The following is a 14,881-nucleotide window of genomic DNA, read 5'->3' as shown; positions in this document are numbered from 1 at the left end:
TTGATATATCAGATATCAGAAAAAATAATACCCAGTTATTTTAAGCATAATTTTCTATATCAGAAGTTGATCAATAGTAAAAAAGAAAAATTTATATTGAATAATGCTTGAAAAGTAAGTGATTTTCAATCTAACATATAAAGAATAAAGGGGTAATGATGATGAGCAACAATCTGAAAGTCCGTTTAAAAAATGGTGAAAATATCATGGGAACCATGATCACAGTTTTCGATAGTCCAGAAATTGCAAAAATTTTGAAAGTCTGTGGATTTGATTATTTTATTATTGATTGTGAACATGGGGCTTACAATTATAGTTCAGTAGCTACGATACTTGCAGTTGCTCGGGAAGCTGGGATTCCTGGAATTGTTCGTATTCCTGAAATCAAACGCGAAGTTGTATTGAAATATATGGAAATGGGGGCGGCAGGTCTTTTATTACCGAATACAGAAACCGCTGAACAAGCACAATTATTGGTTGAATACTCAAAATATGCACCTTTAGGCAATCGCGGAGTATCTCTGCTGCGCCCTCATACTGGATTTGAAAATGTGGGGAATGCAGTGGAGTATATGAAGAAAGCTAATAAAGAAACAGTGCTTATGGTGCAAATTGAGTCGCTCAAAGGTGTGGAGAATGTCGGCAAAATGCTCGACATCGAAGGTATTGATGCAGCGTTTATGGGTCCTAATGATTTATCGCAAAGTATGGGGATTCTTGGACAATTTGATCATCCAGATTTTATCGCTGCCATTGACCATGTGATTTTGTCAGCCAAACAACGCGGCAAATATTCTGGAACTCACTTGACATCTGCTGATGCAATTTTATCTTGGATGGATAAAGGTATGAGCTTGAATTTATGGTCGAATGATGTAGTGCATCTGATGAACGGTGCGAAGGCTGGTCTCGCTAAACTTAAAAAATAAAGCATACACGCCGAGTTAAATCGGATTATCAAATGACTTAATGCATTCTATATAGCCTAGATGAAATCAGGTAATCAATCTTTAGTAATGAGGAGATGGTGCTAGAGTGGACATTAGCTTTATCAAAGGTGTTATACCGCCAGTCGTAACTCCTGTAGATGCAAATAATGAGGTAGTAGAAAGTGTTTTTCGACAAATCATCGAACATGTAATCACAGGTGGTGTACATGGCGTCTTTGCCCTTGGTAGCAATGGTGAGTTTTATGGTCTTGACGCTCATGAACAAAAACGCGTGATCGAAATTGCAGTCGATCAAGTGAAAGGACGAGTTCCTGTCTATGCAGGAATTGCTGCAATTACGACGAAAGAATCCATTAAGCTTGCCCGTATGGCAGAAGATACAGGTGCTCAAGCCATTACGGTCCTGCCTCCGATGTTTATTAGCCCTAATGATGAAGAGTTATATCAGCATTTTGCAAGCATTGCAGAGGCAACATCATTACCGATACTGATTTATAATAATCCTGACCGATTGAAAGCCAATATCTCAGCAAATCTTATTGAACGTTTAGCAGATATTCCGAATATCGTAGGAGCCAAAGACAGTAGTGGTGACTTAACTTTGACTTCTGAGTACATTCGCAGGACCCGGGATAAAGGTTTTAAAGTCATGGCTGGCAGGGACACGATGATACTTGGTACTCTAGTCTATGGCGGTGTAGGATGTGTTGCCGCTACTGCCAATATTGCTCCTAAGTTAGTGGTGGAAATTTATAATAAATTTATGGCTGGCGATATCCAAGGATCGCTGGAAGCTCAATATGAATTGGCCCCATTGCGGGTGGCTATGGGGCTTGGCAGCTGGCCAGTGGTGACCAAAGATGCGATGAATCTCATTGGCTTTCAGGCTGGTGAACCCATTAAACCCAATACCAGTTGCTCAGAAGCTAACATGCTGACATTAAAAAATATTTTAACCAAGATGAATTTAATCAAATAGGCAAAGACGTTCTATAATATAAAAAAATGGAGGTATCTGTTAATGATTGAATCAATGAAGAAATACATGAAAGTTGGAATTGTAAATTTTATGGCGTATCCTTCTACAATAAAAGGCGAAGGTCCCATACTGGAAGCGACTAAAAAGATTGCTAGCGATGATTACTTTGATGCCATTGAAGTGACTTGGATTAAGGACAAGGACACTAGAAAACAAGTTGCTCAGATGACCAAAACCGCTGGTTTAACAGTGGGATATGGCTGCCAACCCAGACATTTGACTACAGGTTTAAACATTAACTCCCTTGATGAAAATATCCGTCTTGAAGCGCTGGCTTCCCTCAAAGAAGGTGTTGATGAAGCTTATGAATTAGGCGCTGTTGGATGTGCGTTTCTTTCTGGAAAATATGAAGAAGATAAAAAAGAAGCAGCTTTTGATGCTTTAGTCAAATCAACAAAAGAACTTTGTGCTTATGCAAAAGCAAAAGGGAATATAAAAATTATCCTTGAAGTCTTTGACTATGATTTTGATAAGAAATCATTAATTGGTCCTGCAGCCCTTGCGAAACGTTTTGCGCAAGTCATTCGAGCTGAATATGATAATTTTGGTTTGATGGTTGATTTAAGCCACATTATGCAGCTCCATGAAACCATCGAAGAAGCCATATTGCCAATAAAAGATTATATTGTTCATGCTCATATTGCCAATTGTGTCATTCAAGATCCTACAATGGAAGGTTATGGCGATTTACATCCTCGTTTTGGTTTCCCTAATGGTGTAGTCGGTGTAGATGAAATCGTTCATTTCTTACGCGTACTCATGGATATTGGGTTTATTAGCGAAAAAAATTGTCCCATCGTGAGTTTTGAAGTTAAACCTTGGGGTGATGAAGATCCTGATCTAGTCGTTGCAAATGCAAAACGTGCTTTAAATCTAGCGTGGGCTAAACTTTAAAAATTGAAGGAGATGTTATGATGAAAATAGTTGTATTAGATGGTTATACTTTAAATCCTGGAGACTTAAGTTGGGATGGTCTTAAAGCCTTAGGTGATGTTGTTGTATATGACAGAACACCTGCTGATCAAACCATTGAAAGAATTGGCGATGCTGAAATTGTATTTACAAATAAAACCGTAATCGATCAAGCCGTATTCGCCGCTTGTCCTGGAATAAAATTTATTGGCGTATTGGCAACTGGGTATAACGTAGTTGACGTGGATACCGCTAAAAGTAAAGGGATACTTGTAGCCAATATTCCTACGTACGGTACGACAGCTGTGTCTCAAATTACCATAGCTCTTCTGCTAGAAGTTTGTCACCATATCGGTGAACATAGTAAAAGTGTCATGAATGGGGATTGGACAAATTGCGCTGACTGGTGCTACTGGAACTATCCACTCATTGAACTTGCTGGAAAAACACTTGGTATTATCGGATTTGGCAGAATTGGTCAAGGTACGGCTAAAATAGCTCAGGCCTTAGGGATGAAAGTATTGGCCTTTGATTCTTATGAAATTGAATCCTTAAAAAGTGATACTTTGCAATATGTAAGCCTTGATGAACTCTTGGCAAATTCTGATGTGATTTCTTTGCATTGTCCATTATTTGATAGTACAAAAGGTATCGTCAACAAAGACAATATTGCTAAAATGAAAGATGGAGTTATCATCATTAATACATCCCGTGGTCCTTTGATTGTAGAAGAAGATTTAGCGGAAGCCCTTAATAGTGGAAAAGTATATGCAGCTGCAGTTGACGTTGTATCAACAGAACCGATTAAAGGGGATAACCCACTACTGACTGCTAAAAATTGCATCATTACTCCTCATATTGCTTGGGCTCCTAAAGAATCTAGATCACGGCTCATGGATATTGCTGTTGATAATCTAGCAAAATTCTTAGATAATACACCAGTTAATATTGTGAACAAATAAAATTGTGATTGCCACAAAAACAAAAATGAAAAATGATTAAGAAATGATAAGAATGAGAGTGTGGGAATAATTTCCATACTCTCATTCTTAAATCTATTCTTACGATTATTACGGATTAATAAAGGATGTGTGAAAAGATGCGTATTGTTGTGGCTCCTACTTCTTTTAAGAAAAGCATATCGGCTGTCGCTGTAGCAAAAGTTATGGAGCAAGGTGTATTATCTGTTTTTCCTAATGCAGAAGTGATTAAAATGCCAATCGCTGATGGTGGTGAAGGCACGATTCAAGCTTTTATTGTCGCCACTGGCGGTCAAATTATTAGAGAAAATGTCTTTGGGCCATTAGGGAAACCAATAGAAACCTATTGGGGTATACTTGGGGATGGTGAAACCGCTGTCATTGAAATGGCTGCGGCATCGGGATTGCCCTTAGTACCCCGAGAAAAACGCAATCCACGCATTACCACAACCTTTGGAACAGGAGAATTAATAAAAGCAGCCCTCGATCGAGGAATACGTAAATTGATTATTGGAATTGGTGATAGTGCAACTAATGATGGCGGGATGGGAATGGCTTGTGCTTTAGGAGTGAAATTTTTAGATGCAGTTGGTAATTCCTTGCCGAGTGGTGGAGCGGCCTTGCAACAATTGACGACAATTGATATAAGTCAAATGGATACCCGATTAGCAGAGACTACCATAATCGTAGTCTGTGATGTTGATAATCCTTTATGTGGTCCGCGGGGAGCGTCGAATGTATATGGTCCACAAAAAGGTGCTACGACAGAAATGATAGTTGAACTAGATGCAGCTCTTGAAAAATTTGCTGCCATTGCTAAAAAGACTACAGGTAAAGATGTGATCGAATATCCAGGAGCAGGAGCAGCAGGAGGATTGGGAGCTGGATTGTTGCTTTTTACGAATGCTCAACTGCTGGTCGGCGTTGATATTGTACTAGAAATTATACGCTTTTCTGAGATTGCCAAGGATGCCAACTTTATCATCACAGGTGAAGGATGTACTGATTATCAAACGGTCTGCGGTAAAGCACCCGTAAAGATAGCTCGTCTTGTTGAGCAGTATCATGTTCCTACTTTTTGCATATCAGGCAGCTTAGGTGAACGATATGAAGAGGTATACTCATCTGGAATTGCTGGACTAATGAGCATTATTCCTTCACCGATGAATGTAGGTGATTATGTGAACAAGACACCTGAGTTGATTCAAACAGCGACAGAACGACTTTGCCGCATTATAAGAAAAGGGATGGAAATTGAACTAAATAAGGGAGGTAAGGAAAATAGTTAAAAATACTATTTATACGAAAGAATTTATTGGCTTATTATTGGCGAATCTATTTTTTTGGATGAGTAATAATTTCTTTCTTCCTATTTTGCCAATCTACTATCATACACTCGGGATGAGCGATCATCAGATTGGTATTGCAATCGGTGCTTTTTCCATCGGTTCTGTTTTATTTCGAGTTTTCTGTGGCAAATTAGCCGATCGTTATGGCAGTAAGCCTATTTTGAGTGTTGGTATTGTCGTATCAACTTTGGCGATTGTTACTTATTCTTACAGTACGACCATCGTGAGTGCAACGCTCTCTCGTTTTTTACATGGTGTAGGTATTTCAGTTTATTCGGGTGCTTCTCTGACTATGGCGACGTTGATGCATGATGAACAGTATATGACAGAAGTTGTTGCCATCTACACTCTATTTACCATGCTTGGTGTAGGAGTTGCAGCAGGATCAGCAAATTGGCTCTATCAGATTGGTGATTTTAATTTAGTCGTAGCGGCTGGAGCGATTGCGACCATCTTATCCTTTATACTTTTTCCTAAAAATCCAGTACTCAAAACAAAACTTGTGGTCGAAGATTCTTTGTCTTTACTACAGGTTATTAGAGAGTCAGGGGTTTATATTCCGACGCTTACTTTATTCGCGATTAATATGTGTTTTGCTAGTATGATGACATTTTGGCCATTATTATTGTTAAGTAAAGGGGTAAGTGAAATTCACCCTTTCTATATTGCTTATGCAATCGCAGTTGTTTTTTCGAGAATTTGGGTAAAGCAACTTTGTATTTTACTAACGCCCCAGCGTTTAGCAGAATATATTCTATTAATTTTTATGAGTTGTATGATCATCACGGCATGCTTTTCTAATATGTGGGTGTTGGCGCTAAATGGAATCGCAATCGGTGCGGGGTATGGTTTGGCATTCCCAGCATTAGCGACCATTGTTGGAGCTCATGTTCAGGCTGCAAATCGCGCTACGGCTTTTGGTTTCTTTACCATGGCTGTGGATTTAGGCTTTGCGATTGGGGCGATCGGGATGGGTATTATTGCTGATATATGGAGCTATGAAACGATATTTTATGTGGCGGGATTATATACTGCATTATATATGGTTTTATATCATTTTTTCTTTTATAAAAAACTAATAACGCAGTCTGATGATAATCAGTAGGATTCTCTTTCAAGAGCTGGCTGATAAGAAATAATCATACCTAATTTGTACAAGGTATGATTATTTCTTTTTATCTATGATCCATAGCTAAAAAGGGGTTAATTTTCATAAGATCGAAAGTATATTGTAATCAAAGGGGAAAATATCTCAACAAGAGAAATGATTTGGTCATAATCAATTTTTTTCTTTAAAAAGATTGATTGTGAGATGATACATGATCGAAAGGAAAAAGAAACATGAAGATAAAGATTACGATTATGGCCCCTTTTCCTGGTATTGTCTACGAGTGTGAGAAAGCTGGTGAATTGCTGGGAGTTTCCATTCAGCAACTTCTGATCGAAGATGAAATAGAGAGCATGTATGAAGTAATCAAAAAAGCAATTGAGATGGGTACGACTGTTATCCTAGGGGAGCTAGTGCTGCTGGTATTGCGATTGAACTCGGTATAAAAGGAATACTGATCGAGTCAGATAAAAATGCTGTATATAAAGCAATCACAGAAGCGGAAGCTCTGGCATTGCTTCGGCGTAACACAATGGAACAAGTTAAAAAATAAATGGGATGACAGAGCCAGCCATTGATGAAGCCACGATGGCTGATAAGTCTACAAGTGCAACAATCTTTGAAGATGTTAATCGATTGGAGATGCTTGAGCGAAATATTAAGCAAAAGCTACAAAGTAAAGGCTGGGTTGCCAAAATGACACTGGACCAATTTATTGGTTCTTCTCAAAAGATAGAAAGTTTAAAAACTAGAAGGCAAAAGTTTGCTAAAACTGATTCTACAGTATTGATTACTGGTGAGTCAGGTACAGGTAAGGAGATGCTAGCACAAAGCATTCATAATCTGAGCAAACGAAAATTAGGACCCTTTGTCGCAGTCAACTGTGCAGCTCTTCCACAAAATTTACTTGAAAGTGAAATGTTTGGATATGAAGAAGGGGCATTTACCGGTACGAAAAAAGGTGGCAAAGTTGGATTGTTTGAGTTAGCTCATGGGGGAACGATCTTTTTAGATGAAATTGGTGAAATGCCCTTGCCTTTGCAATCGAGGCTGCTAAGAGTTTTGCAGGAAAAGGCTGTAATGCGTCTTGGTTCAACTTGTAACGTTTTGTTGTTTGGTCATAGGAAGAGGGTTGCTGTTTATGAAAGTTAATGGTTGACAATGAATTTTGAATGAGCTGCATCAAGGCGCAATAGTGAATATTAAAAAAAAATACTGCTGATTGATATTATGGCATGGAAAATGCATGAGTAATGTAAGAAAGGCAATGATTCTTTATATGTAGTGTAAGATGTTGGAGAGGAGGATAAGGTAGAGTGTTTAAATTTTGGTATTGCAGCATGAAAATTTGTTAATCAGCTATTGGTGCTGTGATAGACGGAGTTGGAATTATTGCAAGAGGTGTGGCTATCAATTTCATTTATTGATATCTTATGATAAAATAAGAAGAATGATATATAAAATATCAACAGATCAAAGGAATGGTGACTCATACATGGAAAATACAATGGATATTACATCTCAGACTCGCTCAGTCAGAGATGTTGTTTATGAAAAGCTGAAAGAAGCAATTCTAATGGGCGAGTATAAACCAGGATTCCATTTAAATGAAAGACAACTCGCACAGCAATTTATGATAAGTACGACTCCTTTAAAAGAAGCATTGCGGCATCTCGAGCAAGAAGGACTTGTGATCACTCGGCCTAGAGTCGGTGCCTTTGTTTCAAATGATGTAATGATTTCAATTGAAGAAATTAACCTGGTTCGTTCTGCCATTGAAGGCGTGGCGGCTCGATTGGCAGCCACTAAGATTGATGAGGATGAGATTCTTCAGTTGGGTCAAGTCATTAAGGAAATGGAATTGTATACTAAAGAGAGGAACTCTGAAAAAGTTCTTGAAATGAATACTCAATTCCATAAGTTAATCAGAATTTTTGCAAAAAATAACTATGTATGTAAACAAATTGAAGCCATTCGGTCGTTTGATCTTGGTCCTAGAAATAAAATATTATCAAATTTCGATGAATTAGACCGTGCTTTCCATGAACACCATCTAATTTATGAGAAAATCATCATGAGAGATCCTGATGGAGCCGAGAATGCAGTTCGCATGCATATTCATCGCAGTACTCGGTTCGTTCTTGATGGAAAGCAACAATTGTAAGAGAAGGGTGATTGAATAATAAGAAGGGCGAAGGCTTCTGCCTGCATTTAAAAGTTTTGTGGAAGCCAATTTTCTTCTCAGATAAGCAAATAGTGTGAAAAATATTGACACGTTTAAATATTATGATAAAATAAAAATAAATAATGTGATATATCAGATACCAGATATCAAAAATTAATCTTCGATAGCGTGCAAAAAAAAGACGATGTCTATCTCTAGCACCATGAATGGATTAGGCTGATAAAGTATGGTGCTGATTAATTTCTTCATTATGTCGAATAAAAAGGAGGTGGAATGATTCATCTATGGGAGATGAGTTGCAATCAGAGAAGGCTGTTGCTGATCAGATGTAGTAATCGGAATATAAGAGGAGGATCAAGTGTGTCACAATCTGTAGAACTTCTTGAAAAAACGAAAGAATCCATAGGGAAAAAAACCAACTATCGTTGGGTCGTTATGGGACTGATTTTTGTCATTTGGGCGATCGCTTGTGCTGATCGTGCAAATTTAGGCATTGCATTACCGTACATGAAAAAAGAATATGGTATTTCTAATACTGAAGCTGGAGCTATTATTAGTTTATTCTCTTTTGCTTATGGTGTCGTGCAGATTCCCATGGGCCTAATTTATAAAAAATTAAGTAATAAAATCACTGGGCGATTATTCCCGATGTTCATGATACTTACATCAGCCTTTACTGGCTTAATGGGGACAACTTCATCTGTACTTCTGTTGAAGATTTTCCGTGTGGGTTTAGGACTCTCTGAAGGTCCTTTAGGCATTGGTTGTACAAATATAATTAATCGCTGGTTTCCTGCCAAAGAAAAGGGAACAGCGACAGGGCTTTGGATTGCAGCGTCGAAGTTAGGTCCAGTCATTGTACCACCTTTATGTGTGGTTATTGTGGAATTGTGGGGTTGGCGAGAAATTTTTTATGTTTTTGCTATTCCAGGAATCTTTTTTTCTATACTGTGGATGTTAATGGTTACGAATTCTCCAGAAGACAATAAGTTTTGTTCGGGTGCAGAGTGTCATTATATTCGTAGCGAAGAAGGGCCGATAATCAAAGGGACGCAGGCAACAGTTACTCGCAAACAGTATGATTTCACCTGGCTTGATAAGTTTAATCGGACGAAGAATGTTGTGCGATTAGAAACTCTCCGTCAAGTATTCACATCATGGAATGTGATTGGAACAGCAATTGGTTATGGTTGTATGATTGGCATCAGTAATATCTTTATGTCATGGATCCCAACCTATTTGATGAATGTAAAGGGCTTTGCATCAGTTAAAATGGGTTTCTTGGCATCAGCGCCATTCATGGGGGCTGTCTTAGGAAATCTACTGGGAGGCTTTATTTCAGATAAAATATTGGACAAAAGGCGTAAACCAATGATGATGGTTGGTGCTTTTGGCACAATTCTTATGATGGTAGCCTTAATTTATGCACCTAATAATGCACTGTATTTAGGGTTAACATTATTGATGGCTGGCCTAATGGTCGGCATTGGTTTTGCTGGATATTCTGTTTATCCCATGGGATTAGCGAGTAAGTCCACATATCCTGTTGCCTTTGGTATAGTGAATACCGTAGGACAAATCGGTGGTGCATGCGCTCCTTTGGTTGTTGGGATGCTACTGGATGCTTACAGTTGGAATAGTGTATTTTTCTATATGGCTGGTAGCGGAATATTATGTTTAGCTATTCTTGCTACCATTGATGAGCCGATTATAGAAGCTGAAGAAGCTGCTTAGAACATTCTGTTGTAGATGAGTGGCCCAAATGCAAAACAAAAAAGGGGATGGATTATGATGAGTGAACAGGGAATAGAAAAAAACATTCGTCTCAGCAAATATCCTAATTTAAAGTTTGGTTTTACGACGGCTAATTTTGCAAAATTTCTTCCACCCATTGCAATAAATATAAAATTGATGATTGACTTTGCAAATAAAGAAGGCTTTTCTTTCATTGAATTAAGAGATCCAACCGCTGATTTGAATTTGAGTGAATGTGCAGATTTGGCTATTTATGCTCGTCAGAAAAAAGTAGAGGTTATTTATGCAGTGAATGTAGGGGCCATGGATCCTACCTACTTTGATGTACTTTCTCGTGCGATTGGTAATAGTCTTGCTTTTGATGGTCCTAAAATGATTAGGACTGGCGCCAATGGGCCGGAATTTGTAAATGAGGCGAAAAAATTATATTGGACTGAGGATGACTTTCGGAAACTCGTGCAGAATCTAAATGATGCAGGAGATATTGCAGAAAAGTTTGGATTGAAACTCTCCGTTGAAAATGCTAGGGAAGGATTACAAGGGGATGGTGTGCAAACATTTGGTACTGCTGAATTATTTGGGAGACAAGGTGTAGATGCCAACGTTGGCTGGCAACTGGATACGGCAAATTTCTTTACAGTGTCACGGGTTGACAATGATCCAAATGCAGTTAAAGAATTTTTTGAACAACATGTGGATAAAATTGATTATACTCATTTAAAGAGCTCTCAAAATGGTCAACCTCAGCCAGTTATTGGTCAGAGTGATTTGCCATTAAATCGTTATTTAGATCTTCTTAACAAAAACAATAAAGTCTATGTAGCACTTGAATTGCCTGCACTCGATACACTGGAGATTATTTATAGCAATCATTGCAAGAGTATTGCATATCTAAATCATAGTTTATAAAAAATACATAAAACGAGCGATTGATGAATTTTATTCATCAATCGCTCGTTTTTTCTATAGCTGCTATGAATTGACTTTTAAATAAAATGAAGATTTAAAAGCGGAATTTGCTCACCACTTCTTGTAGATCAGAGGACATTTTGGCTAAAGTTTGGCTGGATGCAGCGATTTCTTCCATGGAAGCAGATTGTTCTTGGGTTGCTGCCGATACCGTTTGAGCTTCCATTGATGTTTTTTTGCTCACAGAATCGATTTCGTCTACTGATGCAACAACTTGTTGGCTACCACCAGCCATTTGCCCAATCGCAGTTGAGATTTCTGTGACTTGATTTGATACTTCGATAATCAAAACGGCGATATCTTGAAAAGCTTTACCCGCGATATCGACTAGCTCAGCTCCCGTGTTGACTTCCTTTGTTCCCTCTTTCATCGCAATCACCGCCTTTTGAGTATCACCTTGAATTTCTCCAATTAATTGCGCTATTTTCTTAGCGGCTCCTTGAGATTGTTCAGCGAGCTTTCTCACTTCCTCAGCAACGACGGCAAAACCTCGACCATTTTCCCCAGCTCTTGCAGCTTCGATCGCTGCATTTAAGGCTAAGAGATTCGTTTGACTAGCAATGCCTGAAATGGTATCAATAATTTGTCCAATTTCATTAGAGTGAGCTCCGAGCTTGCCAACAACCTCAGCTGATGTGATAACAGTATGTTTAATTTGAGCCATCTGCCTGACAGCTTCTGCGACAGAGGTCCCGCCAGAGGTCGCAGTTTCAGAAGCTTGCGCTGATTTTGCTGCAACACTATTGGCATTATTGGCGATCTGATGAATACTATCTGACATCTGCTGTACTCCTTGGGAGGTCTTACTGATAGCGATTAACTGCATTTCAGCACCTTGTGCCACGTCTGAAATTGCACACGTTACTAGATTGGCAGCCTCAGCTGAATGATCGGCACTAGCGGTGAGTTGCTGGGAAGAGGCGGCCACTTGTTGAGCTGAAATAGAAACTTTTAACAATAATTCACGCAGGTTTATCTTCATCTTATTAAAAGAAGTTCCTAATTGACCGATTTCATCGGAAGATTTTACAACGATATCATCTAAGGAGAGATTGCCATCAGCAATTTCTGCTGCAACTTGAGCAATCATATTGGCGGGTCTTGAAATACCTCGACTAATATAGATGCTGATTACAATTGAGATACCCATAACTAAAAGACTTACGATGACGAGGATAAGTTGTACTTGTGTGGTTTTATTGGTGTTGGCTTCCATTTCTGATCGTACATATTCTTTTACTGATGCAATTAAATATTTGGCAGCCGACATGGAATTATTATAGGGTTGTTCAGCTTGTTTCATACTGATTGTAACTTGCTCAATATTATTGGCTCGTTTGGCATTGATGATTTTAATGGCAATATCATCATAAGCGGCCTTTTCCTTTTTTAGCGTTGCTAAAAAATTACGAGACGTTTCAGTCGTTAGAGACTGCTCTAATTTACTTATCTTATCATCGCCATATTTGCGGCCTTCTTCAAATGTTGCCACATCTGCAAGAGCGCCTGTGATGATGAAGCCACGCATTGCGGCTGCTGTATTCGCAACATCAATGGTCAGTTCTTCAACAAGTTGAATTTTATAAAGATTATCTTTCATTAGTTGTTGGGAGGATTCGTTTAGCTCAGCGACTGTGAAGTAGGTGAATGTACTCATCATGACAACGAGGGCAATGACGATGCTAAAGCCGCCTGAGATTTTTTTTCCGATGGAGCTCTTGGTAGAAATAGATTTTTGCAAACTCTTGACGCCTTTTAAAGGATAAATCGATTGAAATCGTGCCATAAGTTTCATGATGCATTCACTCCTTATTTGTATAAAATAAAAAGCCCATGCGTAAACGCGCACGGGCTACATTGCCACAACAATAAATAATTTCAAGTCCACTGGTGGAGAATATCTCCATGTTTTGATTATAACAGTAGTACATGTCTTTGACAAGATGTTTATTAGGGTTTTATCGTTGGAACTTCTATAATCGTTTTTTTATGTACAATCCTATTGATGCGATAGTAACATTTTAATGATAGATATGGTAAAATGCCATAAAAACTTCTGTTTTTCAAGTAAGCGCCTTAAAGTAGGAAATAAAGGTTTCTGCAGCGATTGATAAGGGTTTATTTTTATCATGAATAATACCAACTCCCCGTGGAGGAATGGGTGGGGATACAGGAATCTCAATCAGGCGTCCTTCAGCCAGTTCTTTTTCGATAAAACTTTTAATGACGACAGTGATGCCAAGACCAATTTTGGCAAATTCAATAATGAAGTCCATAGTATTGATTTCAATTTCTGGCTTTATAAAAATATTATTTTCAAGGAAAAATTGATCAATATATTGGCGGGTAATGTTATCTGATTCTAATAACATAAATTTACATTTTTTGAAAATATCATTTGGTTCTGTGATGTTGATAGTTTTAAGATATTCTGGTTCAGAGACAAAGATATCTTGAATATCAGCGAGTTTAACAAATGTGTAAGAACTCAGACTAAATGGGCAACCAACAATCCCGACGTCGATGATTCCTTGGTCAATGTGCTTTAATGTAGCAAAGGTGGTATTATTGATGATTTTTACTTGTATATTGGGATAACGGTTCATAAAAGGTTTAAGATGAGGAAGAAGAAAATGCTTGCACAGCGTTGTACTCACGCCAATTGTAATCATGCCTTGTTGTTTACTTTTTAATTCGGCTAAGGTTTTTTCTCCATCGCCAATGATTGTCAGTGCTTTTTCAATGTATTCATAAAAAATTTTCCCTTCTGTCGTTAACGTTACTCCCTTTGAATTGCGAGAGAATAATTTAACCTCAAGAGCATTTTCTAAGTTTTTGATGGATTTGCTGACAGCAGGTTGGCTAATGAATAAAGCCTCAGCTGCACGGGAAATATTTTTATAAAAGGCCACAGTATAAAAAATTTTGTAAAGTTCTAAATCTTTATTCATGATATAACCCCTTGTTATGGATAATATAATATATAGGTATTATTATTATATCAGATGAAAAATTATAATGATAGGAAGATGTAAGAGCATCAAGTTAAGTGAGATAGCGTAGCATTAGAAAATGAATATAATCTTTTAAGTGAGTTTCACAAAAATGACCAAATTATATTAGAAAGAGAGATGATACACATGATGAAAGGCCAAGTGTGGAAGTTCGGAAATGATGTTGATACGGATCAAATTATTCCGTCCCAATACTTACTTTTACCAACAGTTGAGGAAATGAAGCAATATACCTTTGAGCCCTTAGATCGAGAATTTGCATCAAAAATAAATGAAGGTGACGTCATTGTTGCTGGAGAAAACTTTGGTTCAGGTTCTTCAAGAGAACAGGCTCCTCTAGTTCTGAAAGCCCTTGGTGTAAGCGCTGTTGTAGCCAAATCTTTTGCAAGAATTTTCTTTAGAAATGCCATTAATATTGGATTACCGGTTCTCATCTGTAAAGAGATATATGAAAGTGTAGAAAATCAGGATACACTGGAGATTGACGTTCAGCAAGGAAGTATCTCTAGTCTAAAATCCAATGAAACATTTACATCAACGAAGTTGCCTGAACATGTGATGAATATTTTAGAAGCAGGCGGTTTAATTGGTTTTTTAAATAAAAAGTAAAGGGGATCTCA

General features: G+C 38.0%; 13 protein-coding genes and 1 pseudogene. 12 read left to right on the top strand and 2 right to left on the bottom strand.

All coding sequences use genetic code 11. The features are described 5' to 3' along the window. Positions 1 to 161 precede the first annotated feature (161 nt). The 11 genes and pseudogenes from ACAN52_RS02230 to ACAN52_RS02180 all read left to right on the top strand — a co-directional run bounded on the left by ACAN52_RS02230 (position 162) and on the right by ACAN52_RS02180 (position 11,187). Positions 162 to 929 (top strand): HpcH/HpaI aldolase/citrate lyase family protein, encoded by a 768-nt coding sequence (locus tag ACAN52_RS02230; RefSeq protein ID WP_378951549.1) that lies wholly within the window; start codon positions 162 to 164, stop codon positions 927 to 929. Between the two features lie 106 nt (positions 930 to 1,035). Next, complete coding sequence (dapA, locus tag ACAN52_RS02225) at positions 1,036 to 1,929, top strand: 4-hydroxy-tetrahydrodipicolinate synthase (RefSeq protein ID WP_378951546.1); 894 nt, start codon at positions 1,036 to 1,038, stop codon at positions 1,927 to 1,929. 42 nt (positions 1,930 to 1,971) lie between these two features. After that, positions 1,972 to 2,883, top strand: coding sequence for a sugar phosphate isomerase/epimerase family protein (locus ACAN52_RS02220; protein WP_378951543.1), 912 nt, complete (start codon positions 1,972 to 1,974; stop codon positions 2,881 to 2,883). A 20-nt stretch (positions 2,884 to 2,903) separates the two neighbouring features. Next, positions 2,904 to 3,863, top strand: a complete 960-nt coding sequence (locus ACAN52_RS02215) for a D-2-hydroxyacid dehydrogenase (protein ID WP_378951821.1) — start codon at positions 2,904 to 2,906, stop codon at positions 3,861 to 3,863. 137 nt (positions 3,864 to 4,000) lie between these two features. Then, positions 4,001 to 5,170, top strand: a complete 1,170-nt coding sequence (locus tag ACAN52_RS02210) for a glycerate kinase (protein ID WP_378951540.1) — start codon at positions 4,001 to 4,003, stop codon at positions 5,168 to 5,170. 37 nt (positions 5,171 to 5,207) lie between these two features. Continuing rightward, the gene (locus ACAN52_RS02205; RefSeq protein WP_378951536.1) at positions 5,208 to 6,335 is read left to right on the top strand and encodes an MFS transporter; all 1,128 of its coding nucleotides are present in this window, start codon (positions 5,208 to 5,210) and stop codon (positions 6,333 to 6,335) included. A 236-nt stretch (positions 6,336 to 6,571) separates the two neighbouring features. Continuing rightward, on the top strand, positions 6,572 to 6,784 hold the full coding sequence (locus ACAN52_RS02200) for a hypothetical protein (protein ID WP_378951533.1): 213 nt from the start codon (positions 6,572 to 6,574) through the stop codon (positions 6,782 to 6,784). Positions 6,785 to 6,956: 172 nt separating this feature from the next. After that, positions 6,957 to 7,430, top strand: a pseudogene (locus ACAN52_RS02195) (sigma 54-interacting transcriptional regulator); the annotation flags it as partial. Positions 7,431 to 7,833: 403 nt separating this feature from the next. Next, a complete protein-coding gene (locus tag ACAN52_RS02190; RefSeq protein WP_378951530.1) occupies positions 7,834 to 8,502 on the top strand; it encodes a GntR family transcriptional regulator in 669 nt (222 codons plus the stop codon). Positions 8,503 to 8,883: 381 nt separating this feature from the next. Next, the gene (locus ACAN52_RS02185; protein ID WP_378951527.1) at positions 8,884 to 10,257 is read left to right on the top strand and encodes an MFS transporter; all 1,374 of its coding nucleotides are present in this window, start codon (positions 8,884 to 8,886) and stop codon (positions 10,255 to 10,257) included. Between the two features lie 54 nt (positions 10,258 to 10,311). Further along, positions 10,312 to 11,187, top strand: a complete 876-nt coding sequence (locus ACAN52_RS02180) for a sugar phosphate isomerase/epimerase family protein (protein WP_378951524.1) — start codon at positions 10,312 to 10,314, stop codon at positions 11,185 to 11,187. 94 nt (positions 11,188 to 11,281) lie between these two features. Here the strand turns inward: ACAN52_RS02180 and ACAN52_RS02175 are convergent, their stop codons facing one another. Then, on the bottom strand, positions 11,282 to 13,042 hold the full coding sequence (locus tag ACAN52_RS02175; protein WP_378951521.1) for a methyl-accepting chemotaxis protein: 1,761 nt from the start codon (positions 13,040 to 13,042) through the stop codon (positions 11,282 to 11,284). A 268-nt stretch (positions 13,043 to 13,310) separates the two neighbouring features. After that, on the bottom strand, positions 13,311 to 14,198 hold the full coding sequence (locus tag ACAN52_RS02170) for a LysR family transcriptional regulator (RefSeq protein WP_378951518.1): 888 nt from the start codon (positions 14,196 to 14,198) through the stop codon (positions 13,311 to 13,313). Positions 14,199 to 14,387: 189 nt separating this feature from the next. Between ACAN52_RS02170 and ACAN52_RS02165 the strand changes: the two genes are divergently transcribed. Then, on the top strand, positions 14,388 to 14,870 hold the full coding sequence (locus tag ACAN52_RS02165) for a 3-isopropylmalate dehydratase small subunit (RefSeq protein ID WP_378951515.1): 483 nt from the start codon (positions 14,388 to 14,390) through the stop codon (positions 14,868 to 14,870). Positions 14,871 to 14,881 lie beyond the last annotated feature (11 nt).

It is taken from the genome of Pelosinus sp. sgz500959, assembly GCF_042610375.1.
In the GTDB taxonomy this organism is placed as follows: Bacteria; Bacillota; Negativicutes; order DSM-13327; family DSM-13327; genus CTSoil-075.
This window is presented reverse-complemented; position numbering and strand designations above follow the sequence as displayed.

Coding starts and splice junctions, on each gene's coding strand:
- ACAN52_RS02230 (WP_378951549.1), top strand. CDS start 162: ATGAGCAACAATCTGAAAGTCCGTTTAAAAAATGGTGAAAATATCATG.
- ACAN52_RS02220 (WP_378951543.1), top strand. CDS start 1,972: ATGATTGAATCAATGAAGAAATACATGAAAGTTGGAATTGTAAATTTT.
- ACAN52_RS02215 (WP_378951821.1), top strand. CDS start 2,904: ATGAAAATAGTTGTATTAGATGGTTATACTTTAAATCCTGGAGACTTA.
- ACAN52_RS02210 (WP_378951540.1), top strand. CDS start 4,001: ATGCGTATTGTTGTGGCTCCTACTTCTTTTAAGAAAAGCATATCGGCT.
- ACAN52_RS02200 (WP_378951533.1), top strand. CDS start 6,572: ATGAAGATAAAGATTACGATTATGGCCCCTTTTCCTGGTATTGTCTAC.
- ACAN52_RS02190 (WP_378951530.1), top strand. CDS start 7,834: ATGGAAAATACAATGGATATTACATCTCAGACTCGCTCAGTCAGAGAT.
- ACAN52_RS02180 (WP_378951524.1), top strand. CDS start 10,312: ATGATGAGTGAACAGGGAATAGAAAAAAACATTCGTCTCAGCAAATAT.
- ACAN52_RS02175 (WP_378951521.1), bottom strand. CDS start 13,042: ATGAAACTTATGGCACGATTTCAATCGATTTATCCTTTAAAAGGCGTC.
- ACAN52_RS02170 (WP_378951518.1), bottom strand. CDS start 14,198: ATGAATAAAGATTTAGAACTTTACAAAATTTTTTATACTGTGGCCTTT.
- ACAN52_RS02165 (WP_378951515.1), top strand. CDS start 14,388: ATGATGAAAGGCCAAGTGTGGAAGTTCGGAAATGATGTTGATACGGAT.